Here is a 19,201-nt window from a genome sequence, read left to right as displayed (position 1 = left end):
GTTATACTCCCTTCTGTTCGATCTCCACCGGAACGGCCCCGTCCTCGCCGGTACGGGGCACATGATGAATCAGCTGCGCGCCCTCGCAGTGCTCGTCGGAATATGTAAGGATAAACTGCGCCTCCTGCCCCTCCGGCTCGTAGCGCCCGTGGTAGAACACAGGCTGGCTGAAGTGGGCCGGGATCTGTGTCGCCTGGTACATTGCCCCCGTCACCTTGCCGCAGAGCACGTTGAGGTACTCCTTGCTGAACTCCTCCAGGTCCGCCGGAGTCACCGACTCCTCGTGGAAGGAGTTGCAGGCCATGCGGGCCAGCAGACTCTTGTCGGCGCACAGAGTCAGGCTGGTGCTGAAGCCCTTGTCAAAGGTGATGTGGACGGTACACAGGTCCTCGCCCGGGGGCTGGCTGCCCTGGTGCAGACGTACGCCGGCGGTATACTCCGTTACCTCCTGGAGCGCCTGGTCCAGGATCTGCGCAAGCTCTTCCTGGCTGATTGCAGTATTCATAAATCAAGACTCCTCCGCCTTGTCCAGCAGCGTGGGGGTTTCCTCGCCGGGCTCCAGGACCTGCCGGATTCGCTCCAGAAGGTCGTCGGGGAAAAAGGGCTTCAGAATGTAGTCGCAGATTCCAAGCTTGATGCTCTCCATCACCGCGTTTTTGTCCTCCACGCCGGTGAGCATAATCACCGGGATATCGGCCCGGCCCTCCATCGCCCGGATCTCCTGCAAGGTCTCGAAGCCGTCCTTGGGCATCATGCGGATATCCAGCAGAATCAGGTCGGGCTTTTCCGTCTCCAGGTACCGCAGGGCGCGGGAGCCGGTGTTGACCGTCACTACGTCGTAGTACTCTTCCAGCGCGTCGGTAATCCGCTTCAAAACGATGGCGGCGTCGTCTATGGCTAAAATACGCTTTTTATCAATTCCCTTTTTCGGTTTCATCATCTTCGCCTTCCTCCTGTTTCAGTTTATTTAAAAGCTGGCCCAACAGCATCTCCGCGTTGTCGTCCTCAAACAGCTTCAGCTGTCCCTGAATCTCCCGCAGGCGTTCCACCGTGTCCCGGGACAGCGCGTGGTGCAGAAGCTCATCCACCATACCGGCGCAGGCCTGGGAACGGAAATTTTCCAGCTCGTGCAGGGCCGTCTCCACCCGCTCCGCCAGTGCGCGGGGGGGCAGGGAGGGGCGTTTTCCCTCCTGGGGGTCGTTCTGGTGCCGCCGCTCCAGGAACAGGCCGATATTCATCAGCAGGGCCTCATAGGCCTCCAGCAGTGTGGGGAGCTGCCGTTCAATAAACTCAGTGTCGCCCTTGGAGGCGGCGTTTTCCTGGGCGCGGGCCATATCGGAGACCTTCATCGCCCCAATGTTGGCCGAGGCGCTTTTGAGTCCGTGGACCTCCACACAGTAGCGGGCGACATCAGAACGCGCCAGCTCGTACAGCAGCTTGGCCTTGCGCTGGCCGTCCATGTGGTACAGCTCCAGCAGGTTGGCAAAGCCCGCCTCGTCGCCGGCGTAGTAGCGGGAGGCGGCCTCCAGGTCGATACCCTCAATGGGGAAAGCTTTTGGGTCAAGGGCGCTGCGGGCCTCCACCTCTCCTCCGGCGGCCCGGCGGCGCTCCTCCGGGATCCAGCGTGCCAGCAGCTGCCCCAGCTCCTTCCGGTTCAGAGGCTTGGCGATGAAATCCTGAAAGCCGTGGCTCAGAAACTGCTCCCGCATCCCCTCCATGGCGTTGGCGGTCAGAGCGATGATGGCCGGAGCGGCCCCGTTTTCGCCGCAGTCTCTGCGAATGATCTCCGCCGCCTCAATGCCGTCCATCACGGGCATCATGTGATCCATAAAAATAATGTCATACCGGTTGTTCCGGGACAGCTCTATGGCCTCCGGTCCGCTCTCGGCCTCGGTCAGGTCGAAGGCGTAGCTCTTTAAAAGTCCCTTGGCCACCTTGCGGTTAATCACGTTGTCGTCCACAATAAGTATCTTCACATCGGGGGCGGTAAAGGTCTCGATGTGCTCCAGCTCCGCCTGAACGGCCTCGGACACCTGAGAGATGGGCCGCCGGTCCACGATCTTTTGGGGAATGGAGATGGAGACCACAGTTCCCTGGCCGTATACGCTCTCCACCTTGATCCTGCCCCCCATCAGTTCCACCAGGTGCTTGACAATGGCCAGTCCCAGGCCGGTGCCCTCCACGCTCCGGTTCTTCTTGGAGTCCACCTGGCGGAAGTCCTCAAAGATTTTTTCCAGGTCCTCCTCCCGGATGCCGCAGCCGGTGTCCTCGATCCGGAAGGTGATCAGCTCCTCATCTGGTCCGCCCGGCTGGCCGGAGACGCAGACCTTCACGCCGCCCTCCTTGGTAAACTTTATGGCGTTGTTGAGGATGTTGATCAAAATCTGCTTGATCCGCCCCTCGTCGCCGGTGTAGCGGCAGGGAAGGGACTCGTCGCACTCGTATTTCAAAAGCAGGCCCCGCTTGGAGGCGGCCATGTCCATCATGCCCACCACCTCGCCCACCACGGTTTTCAGGTGGTAGTCGGTGTATACCAGCTCCATCTTCCCGGCCTCCACCTTGGACAGGTCCAGAATGTCGTTGATAATGGCCAGCAGGTTCCTGGCGGCGGACTGCACATCCTTGGCGTGGGTGTAGATCTTGGGGTCGGAGCATTCCTCCATAATAATGTCGTTGAGGCCGATGATGGCGTTCATGGGGGTTCGGATCTCGTGGGACATATTGGCCAAAAACTCGCTCTTGGCAATGTTCGCTTTCTCCGCCTGCTGCCGCACCCGCTTGATCTCGTTGATGTAGGCCTTGATATCGGTCATGTCCAGAATCAGGATGACGCAGCCCTGTTTCCGGCCGTTCTCGTCCCTGATCTGCTTGCTGTGGCTCTCGTAGTGCTGGCCGCTGATGGAGAAGCTCCAGGGGATGTCCTCGTTGAGCATCTCCTCCCGAAAGTCCTCCACGACCCGGATATTTTCCCCCAGCTTGTGGGCGGGCAGGCTGGTGAAGATGTGGGCGGCGGCCCGGTTATAGCTGACTAGCCGGTCGTGGTCGTCCAGGGCGATGACCCCATCCCCCAGGCTCTCCAGCACCTTTTCTGCGGCCAGATAGCGGAAGTCGTAGTTGCGGCGGCTCCACACCACAATCACCACCATGGACATGGCGATGGCCATAGTCACCGGCGTAAGGTCAAACACCGCAGTCAGCTTAAACACGTAGGCGATCAGCACCACCACCGGCAGGGTCGAGATGACGAAGATGGTCCAATACTGGCGGTTGACCTCCTGGTCGGAGCGGGAGCGGACCGCCCGCACCAGGGTCAGCATACACAGCGCATAGGGAATGAGGATGCGGCTGATTAAAAAGAGCACATACAGCGGGCCGTAAGCAATGCTGACATAGTGATAGCCGTCGGGGGCCGTCAGCCACTGGATGTCCCGGTAAAACAGGCCGTTCCAGTTGAAAAACACCGTGGGCAGAACAAAAAAACTGATGGCAGTGAGGGTCCGAAGCAGGGTCTTGGGCGGGGTCGCGTAGCAGTAGATGTAAATAAACCAGCAGTAGCACAGGGGGGCAAAGGCAGAGCCCACGTTCTCCACCTTGATTCCCGCCATTGCCGCCTCCACCGTGGGGGCGGTCAGCTCCAGAAGGTAGCCCACATTCTGGACCAGCGAGCCGCACATGATGAAAATCAGCAGCTTCTGCTCCCGGGCCCCGTCTCCGTTGAGGAGAAGAATCAGGGCGACAAAGGTCATACATATGCCAAAACACTCCAAGCCGATGACAAAGTTTACCATTTTTGCCCCCTGCCCCCGGCGTCCCATTCCGGGCGCCGTAATTTTTTCCATATTAACAATAGTACATTTCTGCCCTGATGTCAAGAAATACAAAGGGGCATTCGGCAAATTTGACCCCCGAAATCGGCTGTTGATCGCTTACTCCCGGGCGTGCTCCAAGACCCATTCCCGCAGCCCCTCCAAATCCAGCACACCCAGTGCAAAGCCCTTGCGCACCAGCTCCTCCGGGAGGTACTCGTCGTATTTGTCGAACAGGGGCAGCTCCTTGGGGTACACCAGCTCCAGCGGGTCTATGGGCCGGCGGATCTCCTCGGCCAGGACCCGGAAGAAGGTCTTCTCATCGGCCTCCATGGAGAACTGCACATAGTAGGGCCGGGCGGAGTCAGGGTTTTTCAGCCCCAGGCGGCGTCCGCATTTGATCTTCAAAAACCGCTCCAGCGCCAGAAAGGTGTAGGTCCCGACCCAGGGGAGCAGACACCACATGGTCCCGCCCAGGTTGAGCAGAGGGGTCCTGGCCGCGCCGGACTGGCCGGCAGTAAACCGGGCGTTTTCCAGCCGGACCGCCGCGTTTTTCATCAGGTAGGGATAGCCCCTGTCCTCCTGGAGGACCTGACGCATCCGGCGCAGAATTTTGGTGTGCAGGTCCCCGGGGCACTGGCCGAAGTAGGCGGGGATGCTGCCCTTCACCTGTTCACAGTACACCAGGTGCCGCTTGCGGTCAATGTCCAGGACCCGCCAGACGTGGCCCGCAATGGCCAGCTTCTCCCCCACCGGCGGGGGCAGGACCACGGTGCCCAGCTCCTGGTTCTCACTGCGGACGGTGTACTCCTCATTCTCCTGAAACACGCCGTAGAATTTGTAGGAGCTGACCACCCGCTCCCCGGCCAGGCCCACGATCAGGCCGCCCTGCTCGGTGCGCTGGAGATGGTCGGCGTCCACCAGATGGCGCAGCAGAATCTTGTAGTCCTCCTGGGAGATGCGGTGGAAGTAGTGCAGGCCCAGCACCTGCTCCGCCAGGGCCCGGGGGGACAGCTCGCCGCAGGAGGCCAGGGTGGACATGGTCTGGTGGTAGAGCAGACTGTAGGGCAGGCGGTCCAGCCGGGGCGGCTCCACCCAGCGCTCCTCCAGGTAGAGCTGGACCAGCGCAATGCCCTGGAGCAGCTTCCAGGGGATGGTGGCGGGCAGCATGGCTCTGGCCTCCGGCTCGTCCTCCCGCATAACGAACCACATCTCCTGGGGCAGCTCCCGCCGCCCGGTGCGGCCCATGCGCTGGAGGAAGGAGGACACCGTCCAGGGGGCGTCGATCTGAAAGGCCCGCTCCAGCCGCCCAATGTCAATGCCCAGCTCCAGGGTCGCGGTGGTGACGGTGGACATAGACTGGGTCTCATCCTTCATCAGCTGCTCCGCCGTCTCCCGGTAGGAGGCGGAGAGGTTGCCGTGGTGGATGAGGAAGCGGTCGGGCTGGTGGCTGCGCTCGCAGTACTGGCGCAGGGTCGCGGTGACCGTCTCGCACTCCTCCCGGGAGTTGACAAAAATCAGACACTTCTTGTCCCTGGTGTGCTCAAAGATGTAGCCCAGGCCGGGGTCGGCGCTGGCCGGGGCCTGGTCGGTCTTCTCATCCAGCGCTGGCAGGGCGTCCACGCCGGTGCGGTCCTCCCCGGCTTGGACGTCCTTTACATAGAAGTGCTCCATGCTCAGCCTCCACTTGGCCCCCTTGGCGTCGATTTTGGGGATGATGGTCCCCCTGCCTGTGCCCGCAGCCAGAAATTCCCCCGTGCGCTCCGGGTCGCCCATGGTGGCGGACAGTCCAATGCGCCGGGGATTTACGCCGGCCAGCCGGGACAGCCGCTCAATGAGACACAGGGTCTGCCCGCCCCGGTCCCCCCGCAGGAGGGAGTGGACCTCGTCAATGACAACAAACCGCAGATCGCCGAACAGATGAGGGATGGCGGCATGCTTGTGGAGCAGCATGGCCTCCAGGGACTCCGGGGTGATCTGGAGGATGCCGGAGGGCCGCTTCAGCAGCCGGGCCTTGTGGCTTTGGGCCACGTCGCCGTGCCAATGCCACACGGGGATGTCCGCCTGGGCGCACAGGTCGTTGAGGCGGAGGAACTGGTCGTTAATCAGCGCCTTCAGCGGGCCGATGTAGAGACAGCCCACCGAGGCCGGCGGGTCCTCGGAGAACAGAGTGATAATGGGAAAAAAGGCCGCCTCCGTCTTGCCCGAGGCGGTGGATGCCGTGAGCAGCACGTGGTCCTCCGTGTTGAAGATGGCGTTGGCCGCAGCTACCTGAATGGCCCGCAGGCTCTCCCACCGGTTTTGATAGATGTACTCCTGGACAAAGGGGGCGTAGTGCTCGAAGATACCCATAGCCCCCCTCCTACAGGTCAAATTCCGCGAACTGGTCCTGGACGGCCGCCTCCTGGACCGGGTTTTGGGCGTAGGAAAATCCTTCGCTGCCCAGCAGGGCCGCCACCTGCACGCCGGGATTCTGGAAGACAATGTCCAGCACCTGGATAAAATCCCGGATGACCTCCCGGGGAGTTATGTGGGCGTCCGCGCCAATGCGCCCAAACTCGATTTGAATAAAGTCCGCCATATCCTGCTGGGTGATGATCTGGGCGTACTCATACAGGCCGGCATGGATATCCGCCAGCTTCTCCACCAGGATCAGCATCTCCTCCGGGGTCAGGGGCTGGAGCTGGATCACCGGGGAGAGCAGGTCCTTGTGGTCTCCGGAAAAGCGCCCCTCCGCCAGCCGGGAGCGCAGCGCCTCGTAGCTGTAGACGCCCCGGCGGGGGTCCTCCATGCACTGGGGCGTTCCGCACAGGATGATGCCCAGGTGCTGGGCCTTGCCCTGCATGGTGTCGTTATACATGGTCAAAATCTTCTCGTAGTTGTACTGACGGGTCACGGCGTGGGGGATCTTGTAGATGTTCACCAGCTCGTCAATGAGGATGAGCATACCGGCGTAGCCGGCCTGTTTTAAAAAGGCGGCGAACAGCTTCAGATATTCGTACCAGTCGTCGTCGGTGATGACAATGTTGACCCCCAGCTCCTGCCGGGCCTCGGTTTTGGTGGCGTACTCCCCCCGGAACCACTTGAGTACCTTGGCCTTGGTCTGGTCGTCCCCGGCCAGATAGGAGCGGTAGTAGAGGGTCAGCAGCCGGGCGAAGTCAAAGCCGTGGACCATCTCGCTGAGGGAGGCGATGACGGCGGAGATCCGTTGCTCCACCAGGGGGGCGAGGCGGGGGTCGGTGACGCTGAGGCCCTGGGCGGCCATGACCTCCTGCTGTACACTGCTGATCCACCGGTCCAAAATCAGGGACAGCGCACCCCCCTCCGGGCGGGTCCTGGTGGACATATTGCGGATCAGCTCCTTGTAGGTGGCCAGCCCCTGGCCGCGGGTCCCCTGAAGGCGGCGCTCCGGGGACAGGTCGGCGTCCACCACCACGAAATTTTTGTCCATCACATAGTTGCGGATGGTTTGCAGGAGAAAGCTCTTGCCGCTGCCGTACTTGCCTACGATGAAGCGGAAGGAGGCCCCGCCGTCGGCAATCATATCCACGTCCCGGAGCAGAGCGTCAATTTCGGCCTTCCGGCCCACGGTGACATAGGGCAGTCCCACCCGGGGCACAACGCCCCCTTTCAGGGAGTTGATCAGGGCTTGGGCAATCCGTCTGGGTATTTTCATGGGCGCACCATCTCTTTCAAGTCGTCAATATAGTCCTCGATCAGCTGACATTCTCCGTCCAGAACACAGTCTGAAAAGAGGTCGTACAGGGTTTCGTTAATGCCGTCCGCCAGCACCGACAGCAGCTGTCCCTGGGCCTGGACCCAGCCGGTGTCCCCGCCGTACAGCAGGCATTGCAGCAGGCGGAGTTCCTGGGGGGCCAGGGGACAGTCCCCGCCGCCGGAGGGCTGGGGCGGTTCCGGTATGGTCCGGAGCTCCGGCACGTCCTCCTCCGGCATCTCCTCCTCCACCGTCAGCTTTTCCTGGGTTATGGCGGCGTCCCGGCGGATCTGGCCCAGCTGACTGTAGTCAATGGTGATCCTGCGCTCCTCCGCCGCCCGGTTTTGGGCCAGCCGCCGCTCAGTCTCCTCCTGGATGATCTGGAGGACCCATTTGGTGCTCAGCCCGAGCTTGACGGGATGGCCGTACCCAAATTCCCGGCGCATCACGCAGTCGATGGTTTTCAGCAGGGTCCCCAGCCGGTCGCCGGAATGGGTGGGATCCCGGGCGCGGAGGGTCCAAATTCCATTTTCACAGGCGTAGACCCGCTGCCCCCCGGCATCGTAGGAGTAGTTCTTCCGCTTCAGAGGGTTGCAGAAGACGGCGGACTGAAAGATCCAGTACTGCTGGAGGAGGACGGGGCCGAAATACTGCTCTGTCATGGTCCTTTTGTGGTGGGCGGCGCAGTAGGCCGAGACCCGCCGCAGCGCCTGGAGGACCACCGCGTCCATGTCCGCCTGGTGCTCCCGGTAAAATCTGGAGCGGTCCAGCCAGGAGGACAGCCCCCTCACCGCCTCCATCACCGCCTGGGGCTCCGCCTCCTGGACGCGTTCCAGCACCGCGATGGCGCTGTCCCGGTGGATGGGGGAGGGGCCGCTCAGCAGAGTTGGGTCCAGGTTGTAGTAGACCACATAGTCGGCCATCCACCGGTTCAGGTAGGGGAGGATGCCCTGGTCTATCTGGCCGTAGCCGTCCCGGAAGGCGGCCAGCTTCTGGTACCCGTCCAGCGGACCGGCGGCGCCCACCTGGTTCAGCAGTTCGTAGATATAGAGAAAGGCGAAGGTCAGGGAGGTCTTTTGGAGCTCTCCCCCCCGCAGTCTGGTGCGCCAGGAGAAGTAGCCCCGCAGCTGGGGGGCGGTCAGGTCCTGGTAGGTGGGGTAGTAGTGAATGGCGCTGCCCTGGTAGTCATAGTCGTCCTCGTAGTTGGCCAGCAGCCTGGCCTGCTTCAAAAAGACGGTCTCCTTGGACTGCCAGCGCTGGCGGGGGCCGTTTTCCAGGGAGCGGGCGGCCAGAAGCAGGGAGGGGAGACGCTCCGCGGGCCGGGGGGCCTTGGGCTGGATGGCCTCCTCTTGGAAGACGGTGGTGCGCAGCCACTGGGCGGATACCTTTCTCGGGTCCATCGGTCTCCTCCTCTCTCGTTCAAATGTTCGGTATTATTATAGAGCATTGGGTCCCCAGCGTCAAGGGAGCAAAAAAACACCAGGCGGAACATTTCCGCCTGGCGGGTTTCCAGGGATGTTATGTGGAGCTTAGAGGAAGGAGACAATCAGCGCCTCGGTCTCCTCGTATTTGCCCGCAGTGGCCGCCAGGGAGTTCCCCATCTGGCCGGCCCGCTTGGACATCTGCCGGATCCCTAGTCGTGGCCCTTGTAGAAGGTGGACTCGCCCACGTCGTTGAGCAGCGGGTTCACATAGTCGTAGTCCACGTTGAGGTTCTCAATGCGGGACTGGCGGGCGGTGATCTGGTCGGCGTACTTCTTCATAAACTCGTCGGCTGAAGGTATTTTTCATAGTAGTTGTCGGAGCAGGCGTAGTCCTCCCCCTCCGCCTCCACATAGGCGGTGTAGGTCTGGCCGCAGTATCATCTCCTGTTGTGGTTGATATGACAGAGGATTCCGCTCCGGGGCCGGAGGGGGAACCGGTGGCCCCACAGCTCCAGAGCAGAAGCATGGGCAGGCAGAGCAGCGGCAGCAGACGCCTTTTTTTCATGGTCCTCTCCTCCTCCTCGGCCCGGACAGCGCCGCTTTTTAATGATAGTATACATAGTACGGGGGCGCTGTCCACAAAACTTTGGCAAAATGCCCCTCAAACCGGACAAACGGCAGAAAAAGGCGGACGAGGGCGGTTTTGGGGGAAAGACCGCTTGACTTTCCGCCCCCGGCATAGTAGGCTGATACTGCAAGACAAGGAAACCGGCCCTGTGAGGAGAGCGTATGAGCAAGACGATTTTGTATCTGGGATATTTCTGCCTGTACTCGCTGGTGCTGCTGATCATCGGCAAGAGCAGCCTGCGGGACGGGAGCACGCCGGAGGACTACTTCATCTGTGAGCGGAAGGTGGGGGTCGCCCAGAGCGTGTGTACCTTTACCGGCACCTGGGTGTCGGCCATTACCATCCTCAGCCTGACGGGCAGCGTCTACGAGGACGGGCTGGCGGTGCTGTTCTACTCGGTGATCCCCTGGTTTCTGGGGGCCTTTCTGCTGGCCCTGGTGGCCCGGCGGCTGTATGACAACGGGATCATCACCATTCCGGAGCTGTTCCGGACCCGCTACGGCTCCAAGGCGCTCCAGGGGGTCTATGCCGCCGTCATCATCCTGGTCTACGTGTTCTACCTGGTGTCCCAGTACAAGGGCTTCGGCATGATCTCCGCCGCCCTGTTCAACATCCCATACCCGGTGGGGGTCGGGATGGTCTACCTCTTCATCCTGTACACCACCTTTGGCGGCTACCGCTCGGTGGTACGCACCGACGTCTTCAACCTGGTGCTGCTGGTGGTGGGGCTGGTGGTGCTGATGGGGTCGGTGGTGAGCCGGGTGGGGGGCCTGGGCCAGCTGTACCGCCAGGCCGGACAGCTGACCTGCTACTCCGCCGCCCGGCTGACGGCGGGGCGCGCCCCCCTGCTGGTCCCCTTCAGTGAGCGGTACACCCCGGTCATCAGCCTGAGCATGTTCTGGGGCTGGGGGCTGGGCCTGGCCGCCAATCCTCAGTATCTGGTGCGGATGCTGGGGGCCAGCAGCGGCCGGGACGCCCGCAGGACGGTGCTCTATTCCCTGGTGCTCCTCTTCGCCATCTACTTCGCCCTTGTCCACATCGGTCTGGGGATGCGGACCCTGGTGCCTGAGCTGGCCCAGCCGGTGGACACCGATGGGATCATTATCCAGCTGATTAACAACGAGCTCTATGGCCCCTGGAGCGGATTTTTCCTCTTTGCCGTCTTCGGAGCCTGTATTTCCACCGCCAACTCCCAGCTGCTGCTCATCGCCTCCTCCTTCTCCTACGACCTGGCCAAGGGCCTCTCCCGCCGGGAGCTGTCCGCCAGCCGGGTCGTGAATCTGGGGCGGCTGGCGGTGCTGGGGGGCGGGACCCTGGCCATGCTCCTGACCCTGAATCCCCCCGACTTCACCCTGTCCTACGGGGGCGACGTGTGGGGCCTGCTGGGTATCCTCCTCTTCCCGCCCCTCTACGGGACCCTGCTCACCAACCGGCTCACCCGGCGGGGGGTCTGGGCCTGCATCATCACAGGGGGCGCGTCCATTGCGGTGCTCTACCCCCTCTACTACCGGGGGGCCTTCACCGCCCACCCGGCCATGTTCGGAGTGCCTCTGGCCGCCGGGGCCATGGTGCTGGTCTCTGCCTGGGACCGGAAAAGAGAGGGGGAGGACCATGAAGTGGCGGGTTAGCTCCACCATTGAAAACAAGATACTCTTCCCCTTTGTGTGCATCAGCATGGTCACGGTGCTCTGCTTCTGCGGCATTCTGTACCGGACGGAGTACGACGTGAAGCTGCGCACCGAGACCCTCAACGCCCAGGCCCTGGTGGAGTACATCAACGCCGACATCGACGCGGGGGAGCACTGGCGCTCCCCCGGGGAGCTGCTGGAGAAGTACGCCAACGGCTACCGGGGGGACAGCCTGTTCCTCTACGACGCCCAGGGGAATCTGCTCTTCAGCCGCCGGCCCCTGGGGGACCGGGAGCTGGCCCTGGAGGACAGCCGGGACAACCGCCTGAGCTGGCGGGTCCTCTACGCCCTGGACCAGCGGGCGGTGCAGACGGAGTTCATCGAGGAGCAGCGGTACATGATTCTGGCGGCGGTGGCCATGCTGCTGATTATTGTGCAGGCCAGCGTGTTCATCGCCTACAACATCTCCGCCCCTCTGCGGCAGCTGAGCAAGGTGTGTACCCTGGTGAGCCGGGACCCGGGGGCGTCGGAGGACCTGGCGGTGGAGTACACCAGCCGCCGGGACGAGGCGGGCCAGCTGGCCTCCGCCTTCCAGGCCATGCTGAACAGTCAGCGGCGGTACACCCGGGAGCTGACCCAGGTGAAGGTGCTCAACGAGAGCATTGTGGCCAACCTGCCTCTGGGGGTCGTGGTCTACGACCAGGAGGGGCAGGTCGTCCTCCAGAATCTCCAGGCCGACGGGCTGCTGCGCCGGGAGGAGGAGCGGGACAGCCAGGGCCGGGACCTGAGCCAGCTGCTGGCCGAGCTGGTGCGGCGGGACCCGGTCCTGCCCTCCTCGGTGCGGCTGCGGGACCCCTCGGGGCGGGCCCGGGACTGCGAGCTGGGGGCCTGGACCCTCCACAGCGCCGAGGGGGACAGCTGGGGGACCCTGTGTACCATTGACGACGTCACCTATAAAAAGCTGATGGAGGAGAAGCTGAACCGGGAGGAGAAGCTGGCCTACACCGGCCGCCTGGCCGCCGACGTGGCCCACGAGGCCCGCAACCCCCTGGCTGGTATCCGGGCGGGGCTCCAGGTCATCTCCCCCAAGCTGACCCAGGAGCGGGACGCCATGCTGTGCCGGGAGATGGTGCGGGAGGTGGACCGGGTCAATCTGCTCATTGAGAACCTGCTCAACCTGTCCCGCCAGCGGGAGAGCGAGAAGACCACCGTCAGCCTCAGCGCCCTAGGGGACGAGCTGATGATGCTCTACTTCAAGGTGGCGGAGAACAAGGGCATTGACCTGTCGGTGGAGATGGAGGGGGAGCTGTGGCTCTTTGCCGACGAGCAGCAGCTGCGGCAGATCCTCATTAACCTGATTAACAACAGCATCAAGGCCATGCCCGACGGCGGACGGGTCACCCTGACGGGCCGGGCGGCCAGCGACGGGGTCGAGGTGACGGTGGAGGACAGCGGCCCCGGCATGACGGCGGAGAAGGTGCGCCGGGTCCTGAGCGGCCAGGAGGGGGGCCTGGGCCTGTCCATTGTCCAGCGCCTGCTGGAGCAGAACAGCGGCAGCCTGAACATTCAAAGCGTCCCCGGCCAGGGGACCCGGGCCATTTTGACCTTCCACGGAACAGGAGGAGACCATGAAGTATAAGGTTTTGGTGGTTGACGACGAATTTTTGCTGCGTATGACCCTGGAGAGCGGCCTCTCCGACCGGGGCTACCAGGTGGAGACCGCCCCGGATATCCGCCAGGGCCTGGCGCTGGCGGAGAGCTTCCACCCCGATGCGGTGCTGCTGGACAACCGTCTGGGCAGCGACCGGGGGATGGACCACATCGCCGACTTCCGGCAGCTGGACGAGGAAGTGCAGGTCATTCTGATGACGGCCTACGGTTCGGTGTCTCAGGCGGTGGAGGCCATGAAGCTGGGGGTCAGCAACTATGTGCTCAAGCCCTTTGACCTGGAGGAAATCGACCTGATTATCCGCCGGGGCATGGAGCAGCTGACCAACCGGCGCACCGTGGCCTTGATGCGCCGCCCCAACCGGGCCCTCATCGGGGTCAGCCCCGCCATTCAGCGGATCAGGCAGAACATCCGGATCCTGGCGGAGAACGACAATGTGGACGTGCTGATCCTGGGGGAGACGGGCACCGGCAAGGAGGTGGTGGTCAACAACATCCACGACGGCAGCGCCCGCCGGGACAAGCCTCTGGTGAAGATCAACTGCGGGGCCATCCCCGAGACCCTGCTGGAGTCGGAGCTCTTCGGCTATGAGAAGGGGGCCTTTACCGGGGCGGGCAAGACCAAGAAGGGTCTGATGGAGCTGGCCAACGGGGGGACCGTCTTTCTGGACGAGGTGGGGGAGCTCCCCATGTCCATGCAGGCCAAGCTGCTCACCTTTTTGGAGGACCGCTCCTTCAAGCGGGTTGGGGGCCTGCGGGATATCGAGGTCAACGTCCGCATTATCGCCGCCACCAACCGCCGGCTGGAGGAGGAGGTGGAGAAGGGGACCTTCCGGGAGGACCTGTACTACCGGCTGAACGTGATGCAGGTCCACATCCCGCCCCTGCGGGAGCGGCCCGAGGACATCCCCGAGCTGTGCCGGTTCTACCTGGACCACTTCAACCGGAAGCTGAAAAAGTCCCTCCGGGACATTGACCCGGAGTTTTTAAGCGCCATGGAGCGCCGGGGCTGGCAGGGCAACGTGCGGGAGCTGCGCAATGTAATAGAGCGCTGCGTGCTGTTCAGCGACGGGGAGCTGCTCACCGGGGAGGAGGCCGGCCTGTCCCTGACCGCGCCGGTGCGCCGGAGGGCGGAGGAGCGGGGGACCTTCCCCATCTACGACCTGCGCCAGGGGAGCATCGACCTGCGGCGGGAGGTGGACGCCTTTGAAATGGCCTATATCAGGCAGGCTATGGAGCTCACCGGGGGCAACCTGTCCCAGGCGGCCCAGCTGCTGGGAGCGACCCGCTTTACCCTGAAGCGCCGGCTGGAGTCCGGGGAGGAGAGGTGAAAATCTGAACGCCCGCTTGTGCGAATTTGCACAGGTGGGCGTTTTTGCACCTGGCGGATTTTGTGCATGATAGCTGAAAGGTGTGGAAAAGGGGGGAAAAGGCCCCAAACCGGGCACAATATTTTGATTTCAAAGTTGGCACGCGGCTTGCTTTATTATAATGTGAGTTTGTGATAAAAGGAGGAACCCAATATGTACAAGGTAGATCTCAACAGCGACCTGGGCGAGAGCTTCGGCGCCTATACCATCGGCATGGACGAGGCGGTCATTGCCCATGTCTCCTCGGCCAATGTGGCCTGCGGCTATCACGCCGGAGACCCCCTGGTGATGGACCAGACAGTGGCCGCCTGCAAGGCCGCCGGCGTGGCGGTGGGGGCCCACCCCGGCTTCCCCGATCTGATGGGCTTCGGTCGCCGGAACATGGTCTGTACCCCCAAGGAGGCCAAGGCCTATATCCAGTACCAGATGGGGGCTCTGCTGGCCTTTACCGCCGCCCACGGCGTGAAGCTCCAGCACGTGAAGCCCCACGGCGCCCTGTACAACATGGCCGGCAAGGACATGGACCTGGCGCTGGCCATCGCCGAGGGCATTGCCAGCGTGGACAAGGAGGTGATCCTGCTGGGTCTGGCGGGGAGCAAGATGCTGGAGGCGGGAAAGCAGGCGGGCCTGAGAGTTGCCAGCGAGGTCTTCGCCGACCGGGCCTATCAGGCCGACGGCTCCCTGGTCCCCCGCTCCAAGCCGGGGGCGGTGATCCACGACAAGGACGAGGCCATTGCCCGCACCATCCGCATGGTCACCGAGGGCAAGGTCACCGCCATTACCGGCGAGGAGGTCTCCATTGACGCCCACTCCATCTGCGTCCACGGCGACAACCCCTCTGCGGTGGAGTTTGTGAAGAACATCCGCGCCCGCCTGGAGGCCGAGGGGGTCGCCATTGCGCCCATTGCTCAGATTGTGTAATTCCCCGGGAAAAGAAGAGAGAAACTGAACTTATGGAGGTATTCTTATGAGTAATCAACCCGCCGCCAAGCCCAGCCGCTCTGTCCTGTTCGGCGCGGCCTTCCTGATGGCCACATCGGCCATTGGCCCCGGCTTCCTCACCCAGACCTCTACCTTTACCGCCCAGCACGGCGCGGCCCTGGCCCTGGTCATCGTGCTGGTCATTCTGATGGATATTACCGCCCAGATGAACATCTGGTCGGTGGTCTCTGTGTCCGGTATGCGGGCCCAGGACGTGGCCAATAAGCTGCTGCCCGGCCTGGGCGTGGTCATCGCCATTCTGGTGGCAATCGGCGGCCTGGCCTTCAATGTGGGCAACGTGGGCGGTGTGGCCTTGGGCTTCAACGCCATGCTGGGCCTGGACCAGAAGGTGGGCGCCGTCATCGCCGGCTGCCTGGGTATCCTCATTTTCGTGAACAAGAACGCCAAGACCATTATGGACAAGGTGGCCACTGTGCTGGCCGCCGTCATCCTCCTCACCGTGCTGGTGGTGGCCATCAAGTCCCAGCCCCCCATGGGGGAGGTGGTGAAGGGCCTGGGCAGCTTTGACAAGCTCTTCGACAGCGAGACCAAGATGTTCACCGCCCTGACCACCATCCTGGGCGGCTCCTGCGGCGGCTACATCGCCTTCTCCGGGGCCCACCGCCTGCTGGACGCCGGCATCTCCGGCCCCGAGAACGTGGGCCACGTCCGCCGCTCCGTGATCCAGGGCTGCGGCACCTCCGGCCTGGTGCGTATCCTGCTGTTCCTGGCCGTGCTGGGCACCTGCACCGTGGGCACCACCTGGGTCGCCGAGAACGCCAAGATCATCACCGACGCCGCCAACGGGGGCAACCCTGCCGCCGAGGCCTTCCGGCTGGCCGCCGGCGACCTGGGCTACCGGCTGTTCGGCCTGTGCCTGTTCTCCGCGGGGGTGTCCTCCGTGGTGGGCGCGGCCTTCACCTCCGTCTCCTTCCTGAAGACCCTGCACCCCGTTATCGCCAAGTATGAGCGCCAGTGCGTCATCGGCTTCATCGCCTTCTCCACGCTGATGATGGTCATCGTGGGCAACGCCGCCCAGCTGCTGATCGTGGCCGGCGCTTTCAACGGCCTGATCCTCCCCATAACCCTGGGCGTGATGCTCATTGCCAGCCGCAGCAAGCGGATCGTGGGCGAGAGCTACCAGCACCCCATTTGGATGATCGTCCTGGGCGTGGTGGTGGTGGCCATCGCCCTGTACTCCGGCGTCCAGTCGGTGCCCAACATTCTGAATCTCTTCAAGTAAATCCAGACGAAAGGAGACTTTCTATGGCAGACGTGAGATTTCTGCTGACGGGCGATACCTCTGTGTGCGTGGAGTTCGGCAACGAGATCAGCGAGGCCATCAACGCCCAGATTCGTGCCTTCAACATCGCCCTCAGCGGCAGCGATATCCCCGGCATTACGGAGACAGTGCCCACCTACCGCTCCCTCATGGTCCACTACGACCCAGAGGTCATCCGCTGCGCCCCCCTGATGGACAGGCTCCAGGGCCTGCTGGGCCAGCTGGACAAGGTGAAGATCCCCCCCAGCGACGTGCTGGAGATCCCCGTCCTCTACGGCGGGGAGGAGATGGGTCCCGACCTGAAATTCGTGGCGGAGCACAGCGGCAGGACGGAGGAGGAGGTCATCAAAATCCACACCTCCACCGAGTACCTGATCTACATGCTGGGCTTTACCCCCGGCTTTACCTACCTGGGGGGCATGAGCGACGCCATCGCAACCCCCCGGCTGAAGACCCCCCGGGTTAAGATCCCCGCCGGCTCGGTGGGCATCGCCGGGTCCCAGACCGGGGTGTACCCCATCGACTCCCCGGGGGGCTGGCAGCTCATTGGCCGAACCCCTGTGCGGATGTACGACGCCAGCCGGGAGACCCCCATCCTGCCCCAGGCGGGGGAGTATATCAAATTCTACGCCATCGACCAGAAGGAGTTTGACAAAATCGCCGCTCAGGAGGCGGCGGGGGGCTACACCGTCAAGCGCCACCCCAGGAAGGAGGGCGGAAAATGAGTATCACCGTACTGAATCCCGGCCTGCTCACCACCGTCCAGGACCAGGGCCGCACCGGCTACCAGCAGTTCGGCGTGTCGGTGTCCGGCGTGATGGACCCCCGGTCCGCCGCTCTGGCCAACATCCTGGCGGGCAACGACCAGGGGGAGGCGGTGCTGGAGTGTACCATGATGGGCCCCCAGCTCCGGTTTGACCGGGCCAACGTGGTGGCCATCACCGGCGGCGACCTGGGCCCCACGCTGGACGGCAAGCCCCTCCCCGGCTATCAGGCCGTGGCCGTCCGGGCGGGACAGCTACTGAAATTTACCGCCCCCAAGGCGGGGTGCCGCTGCTTTATCGCCTTCGCCGGCGGGCTGGATATCCCCCTGACCATGGGCAGCCGGTCCACCTATATGAAAGCCAAAATCGGCGGCTTCCAGGGCCGCAAGCTGGAGAAGGGGGACCAGATTGGCTTCCGCGCCCCGGTGGAGACCCTGCCCCGCATGGAGGACCGCCGCCTGTCCCCCGAGTTCGTCCCCAGGCCGGTGCAGACCCTCCGGGTTGTAATAGGGCCCCAAGACGACGCCTTTACCGATGCGGGCCTCCAGACCTTCCTGAGCGAGACCTACACCGTGACCCCCGAGTTTGACCGCATGGGCTGCCGTCTGGACGGCCCCGCCATCGCCCACAGGGACAGCGGCGACATTATTTCCGACGGCATCGCCTTCGGCGCCATCCAAGTGCCCTCGGCGGGGACCCCCATCATCATGCTGGCCGACCGCCAGACCACCGGCGGCTACACCAAGATCGCCGCCGTCATCACCGCCGACTTCCGCGTCCTGGCCCAGCTGAAGGCGGGGGACAAGGTGCGGTTTGTCCAGGTGCCGGTGGAGTATGCCCAGTACCTGCTGCTGTCCCAACGCTCCGCCCTGAAGGCGCTGAGCAAAATCAATTCATAAGGAGGTCCGACCATGGCCTTTGATATAACCCCCTATATCGACAAAAAGCCCTCCGAGGTGCGCCAGCTTATCCGGGAAGGGGTCATCGACTTCCCCACCGCCGGTATGTGCCGGGGCTACGCCCAGGCCAACCTGGTCATCCTGCCCCCGGAGTACGCCGCCGACTTTGAGGAGTACGCCAGGAAAAATCCCTTCCCCTGCCCCATCCTGGAGATCATCAAGGGGACCCCCGAGACCCACGACATGGGAGAGGGGGGCAACATCTGCTCCGACATCCCCCGGTACCGGGTGTATGAGAACGGCGTGTTCACCAGGGAGCTCACCGACGCCACCGAGTACTGGAAGGAGGGCTATGTGGGCTTTCTCATCGGCTGTTCCTTCTCCTTCGAGGAGGCGCTGATCCGGGAGGGCATCGAGGTGCGCCACATCGCCCAGGGCCGCAACGTGCCCATGTTCAAGACCAACATCCAGACGGTAAAGGCCGGCCCCTTTGAGGGACCCATGGTGTGCTCCATGCGGCCCATGACCCCGGAGAACGCCAAAAAGGCCTACGATATCACCGTGAAAATGCCCAACGTCCACGGCGCTCCCGTCCACATGGGCGACCCGGCGGAGGTGGGTGTGGCCGACGTGATGAAGCCCGACTACGGCGAGGCGGTGGATATCTATCCCAGCGAGATCACCGTCTTCTGGCCCTGCGGGGTCACGCCCCAGGCCGCCGTGGAGAACGCCAAGCCCCCCATTGTCATAACCCACGCCCCCGGCCATATGTTCATTACCGATATCCTGAACACCCAGCTCAACGACTACCTGGAGGCCAAAAAACAGCGCAATTCTTGAGCCCTGAATCCAAAAAATCCGGGACCCGTTCGAAGGAACGGGCCCCGGATTTTTTATTGACTGCTTACAGCTTGGCCATCAGCTCGGCCCGCAGGTCCTCGTAGCCGGGCTTGCCCAGCAGGGCGAACATATTCTTCTTGTAGGCCTCCACGCCGGGCTGGTTGAAGGGATTGACCTCCAGCAGGTGGCCGGACAGG

Annotated in this window: 15 protein-coding genes; 8 read left to right on the top strand and 7 right to left on the bottom strand. The window is 63.2% G+C overall.

From position 1 onward, the window contains the following. Position 1: 1 nt before the first annotated feature. The 7 genes from D1646_RS02280 to D1646_RS23625 all read right to left on the bottom strand — a co-directional run bounded on the left by D1646_RS02280 (position 2) and on the right by D1646_RS23625 (position 9,283). Positions 2-505, bottom strand: coding sequence for a hypothetical protein (locus D1646_RS02280; RefSeq protein ID WP_160634882.1), 504 nt, complete (start codon positions 503-505; stop codon positions 2-4). A gap of 3 nt (positions 506-508) precedes the next feature. Beyond that, positions 509-940, bottom strand: coding sequence for a response regulator (locus tag D1646_RS02275; protein ID WP_160634881.1), 432 nt, complete (start codon positions 938-940; stop codon positions 509-511). Next, entirely contained in the window at positions 915-3,788 is a 2,874-nt protein-coding gene (locus D1646_RS02270; RefSeq protein ID WP_160634880.1) for an ATP-binding protein, read from the bottom strand. Before D1646_RS02270 ends, D1646_RS02275 begins: the two co-directional genes overlap by 26 nt. A gap of 138 nt (positions 3,789-3,926) precedes the next feature. Beyond that, the gene (locus D1646_RS02265; RefSeq protein ID WP_160634879.1) at positions 3,927-6,158 is read right to left on the bottom strand and encodes a DEAD/DEAH box helicase; all 2,232 of its coding nucleotides are present in this window, start codon (positions 6,156-6,158) and stop codon (positions 3,927-3,929) included. A gap of 10 nt (positions 6,159-6,168) precedes the next feature. Next, the gene (locus D1646_RS02260; RefSeq protein ID WP_160634878.1) at positions 6,169-7,482 is read right to left on the bottom strand and encodes an ATP-binding protein; all 1,314 of its coding nucleotides are present in this window, start codon (positions 7,480-7,482) and stop codon (positions 6,169-6,171) included. Continuing rightward, positions 7,479-8,921 (bottom strand): TerB N-terminal domain-containing protein, encoded by a 1,443-nt coding sequence (locus tag D1646_RS02255; protein WP_160634877.1) that lies wholly within the window; start codon positions 8,919-8,921, stop codon positions 7,479-7,481. Before D1646_RS02255 ends, D1646_RS02260 begins: the two co-directional genes overlap by 4 nt. A gap of 233 nt (positions 8,922-9,154) precedes the next feature. Continuing rightward, positions 9,155-9,283: a hypothetical protein gene (locus tag D1646_RS23625; protein ID WP_279279907.1), complete on the bottom strand. Its 129-nt coding sequence runs from the start codon at positions 9,281-9,283 to the stop codon at positions 9,155-9,157. A 450-nt stretch (positions 9,284-9,733) separates the two neighbouring features. Between D1646_RS23625 and D1646_RS02250 the strand changes: the two genes are divergently transcribed. The 8 genes from D1646_RS02250 (at position 9,734) to D1646_RS02215 (ending at position 19,004) form a co-directional block, all read left to right on the top strand. Further along, on the top strand, positions 9,734-11,200 hold the full coding sequence (locus tag D1646_RS02250) for a sodium:solute symporter family protein (protein WP_160634876.1): 1,467 nt from the start codon (positions 9,734-9,736) through the stop codon (positions 11,198-11,200). Further along, positions 11,184-12,839, top strand: a complete 1,656-nt coding sequence (locus D1646_RS02245) for an ATP-binding protein (RefSeq protein ID WP_160634875.1) — start codon at positions 11,184-11,186, stop codon at positions 12,837-12,839. The genes D1646_RS02250 and D1646_RS02245 overlap by 17 nt, the downstream gene beginning before the upstream one ends. Then, positions 12,829-14,199 carry a sigma-54 dependent transcriptional regulator gene (locus D1646_RS02240; RefSeq protein WP_160634874.1) on the top strand — a complete coding sequence of 457 codons (1,371 nt, stop codon included), beginning with the start codon at positions 12,829-12,831 and terminating at the stop codon, positions 14,197-14,199. Before D1646_RS02245 ends, D1646_RS02240 begins: the two co-directional genes overlap by 11 nt. Before the next feature lie 192 nt (positions 14,200-14,391). After that, positions 14,392-15,159, top strand: coding sequence for a 5-oxoprolinase subunit PxpA (locus D1646_RS02235; RefSeq protein ID WP_160634873.1), 768 nt, complete (start codon positions 14,392-14,394; stop codon positions 15,157-15,159). A 46-nt stretch (positions 15,160-15,205) separates the two neighbouring features. After that, positions 15,206-16,462: an NRAMP family divalent metal transporter gene (locus D1646_RS02230; RefSeq protein ID WP_160634872.1), complete on the top strand. Its 1,257-nt coding sequence runs from the start codon at positions 15,206-15,208 to the stop codon at positions 16,460-16,462. A 23-nt stretch (positions 16,463-16,485) separates the two neighbouring features. Further along, entirely contained in the window at positions 16,486-17,226 is a 741-nt protein-coding gene (pxpB, locus tag D1646_RS02225; RefSeq protein ID WP_160634871.1) for a 5-oxoprolinase subunit PxpB, read from the top strand. Then, positions 17,223-18,164, top strand: coding sequence for a biotin-dependent carboxyltransferase family protein (locus D1646_RS02220; RefSeq protein WP_160634870.1), 942 nt, complete (start codon positions 17,223-17,225; stop codon positions 18,162-18,164). Before pxpB ends, D1646_RS02220 begins: the two co-directional genes overlap by 4 nt. Positions 18,165-18,176: 12 nt before the next feature. After that, positions 18,177-19,004, top strand: coding sequence for a putative hydro-lyase (locus tag D1646_RS02215; protein WP_160634869.1), 828 nt, complete (start codon positions 18,177-18,179; stop codon positions 19,002-19,004). Positions 19,005-19,201 lie beyond the last annotated feature (197 nt).

It is taken from the genome of Pseudoflavonifractor sp. 60 (assembly GCF_009911645.1).
Classification (GTDB): Bacteria; Bacillota; Clostridia; order Oscillospirales; family Oscillospiraceae; genus Lawsonibacter.
This window is presented reverse-complemented; position numbering and strand designations above follow the sequence as displayed.

Excerpts from the sequence above, each read along its gene's own strand:
- D1646_RS02230 (WP_160634872.1), top strand. The coding sequence starts at position 15,206 with ATGAGTAATCAACCCGCCGCCAAGCCCAGCCGCTCTGTCCTGTTCGGC.
- D1646_RS02265 (WP_160634879.1), bottom strand. The coding sequence starts at position 6,158 with ATGGGTATCTTCGAGCACTACGCCCCCTTTGTCCAGGAGTACATCTAT.
- D1646_RS02220 (WP_160634870.1), top strand. The coding sequence starts at position 17,223 with ATGAGTATCACCGTACTGAATCCCGGCCTGCTCACCACCGTCCAGGAC.
- D1646_RS23625 (WP_279279907.1), bottom strand. The coding sequence starts at position 9,283 with ATGAAGAAGTACGCCGACCAGATCACCGCCCGCCAGTCCCGCATTGAG.
- D1646_RS02245 (WP_160634875.1), top strand. The coding sequence starts at position 11,184 with ATGAAGTGGCGGGTTAGCTCCACCATTGAAAACAAGATACTCTTCCCC.
- D1646_RS02280 (WP_160634882.1), bottom strand. The coding sequence starts at position 505 with ATGAATACTGCAATCAGCCAGGAAGAGCTTGCGCAGATCCTGGACCAG.
- D1646_RS02270 (WP_160634880.1), bottom strand. The coding sequence starts at position 3,788 with ATGGTAAACTTTGTCATCGGCTTGGAGTGTTTTGGCATATGTATGACC.
- D1646_RS02240 (WP_160634874.1), top strand. The coding sequence starts at position 12,829 with ATGAAGTATAAGGTTTTGGTGGTTGACGACGAATTTTTGCTGCGTATG.
- pxpB (WP_160634871.1), top strand. The coding sequence starts at position 16,486 with ATGGCAGACGTGAGATTTCTGCTGACGGGCGATACCTCTGTGTGCGTG.
- D1646_RS02250 (WP_160634876.1), top strand. The coding sequence starts at position 9,734 with ATGAGCAAGACGATTTTGTATCTGGGATATTTCTGCCTGTACTCGCTG.
- D1646_RS02260 (WP_160634878.1), bottom strand. The coding sequence starts at position 7,482 with ATGAAAATACCCAGACGGATTGCCCAAGCCCTGATCAACTCCCTGAAA.
- D1646_RS02255 (WP_160634877.1), bottom strand. The coding sequence starts at position 8,921 with ATGGACCCGAGAAAGGTATCCGCCCAGTGGCTGCGCACCACCGTCTTC.
- D1646_RS02215 (WP_160634869.1), top strand. The coding sequence starts at position 18,177 with ATGGCCTTTGATATAACCCCCTATATCGACAAAAAGCCCTCCGAGGTG.
- D1646_RS02235 (WP_160634873.1), top strand. The coding sequence starts at position 14,392 with ATGTACAAGGTAGATCTCAACAGCGACCTGGGCGAGAGCTTCGGCGCC.
- D1646_RS02275 (WP_160634881.1), bottom strand. The coding sequence starts at position 940 with ATGATGAAACCGAAAAAGGGAATTGATAAAAAGCGTATTTTAGCCATA.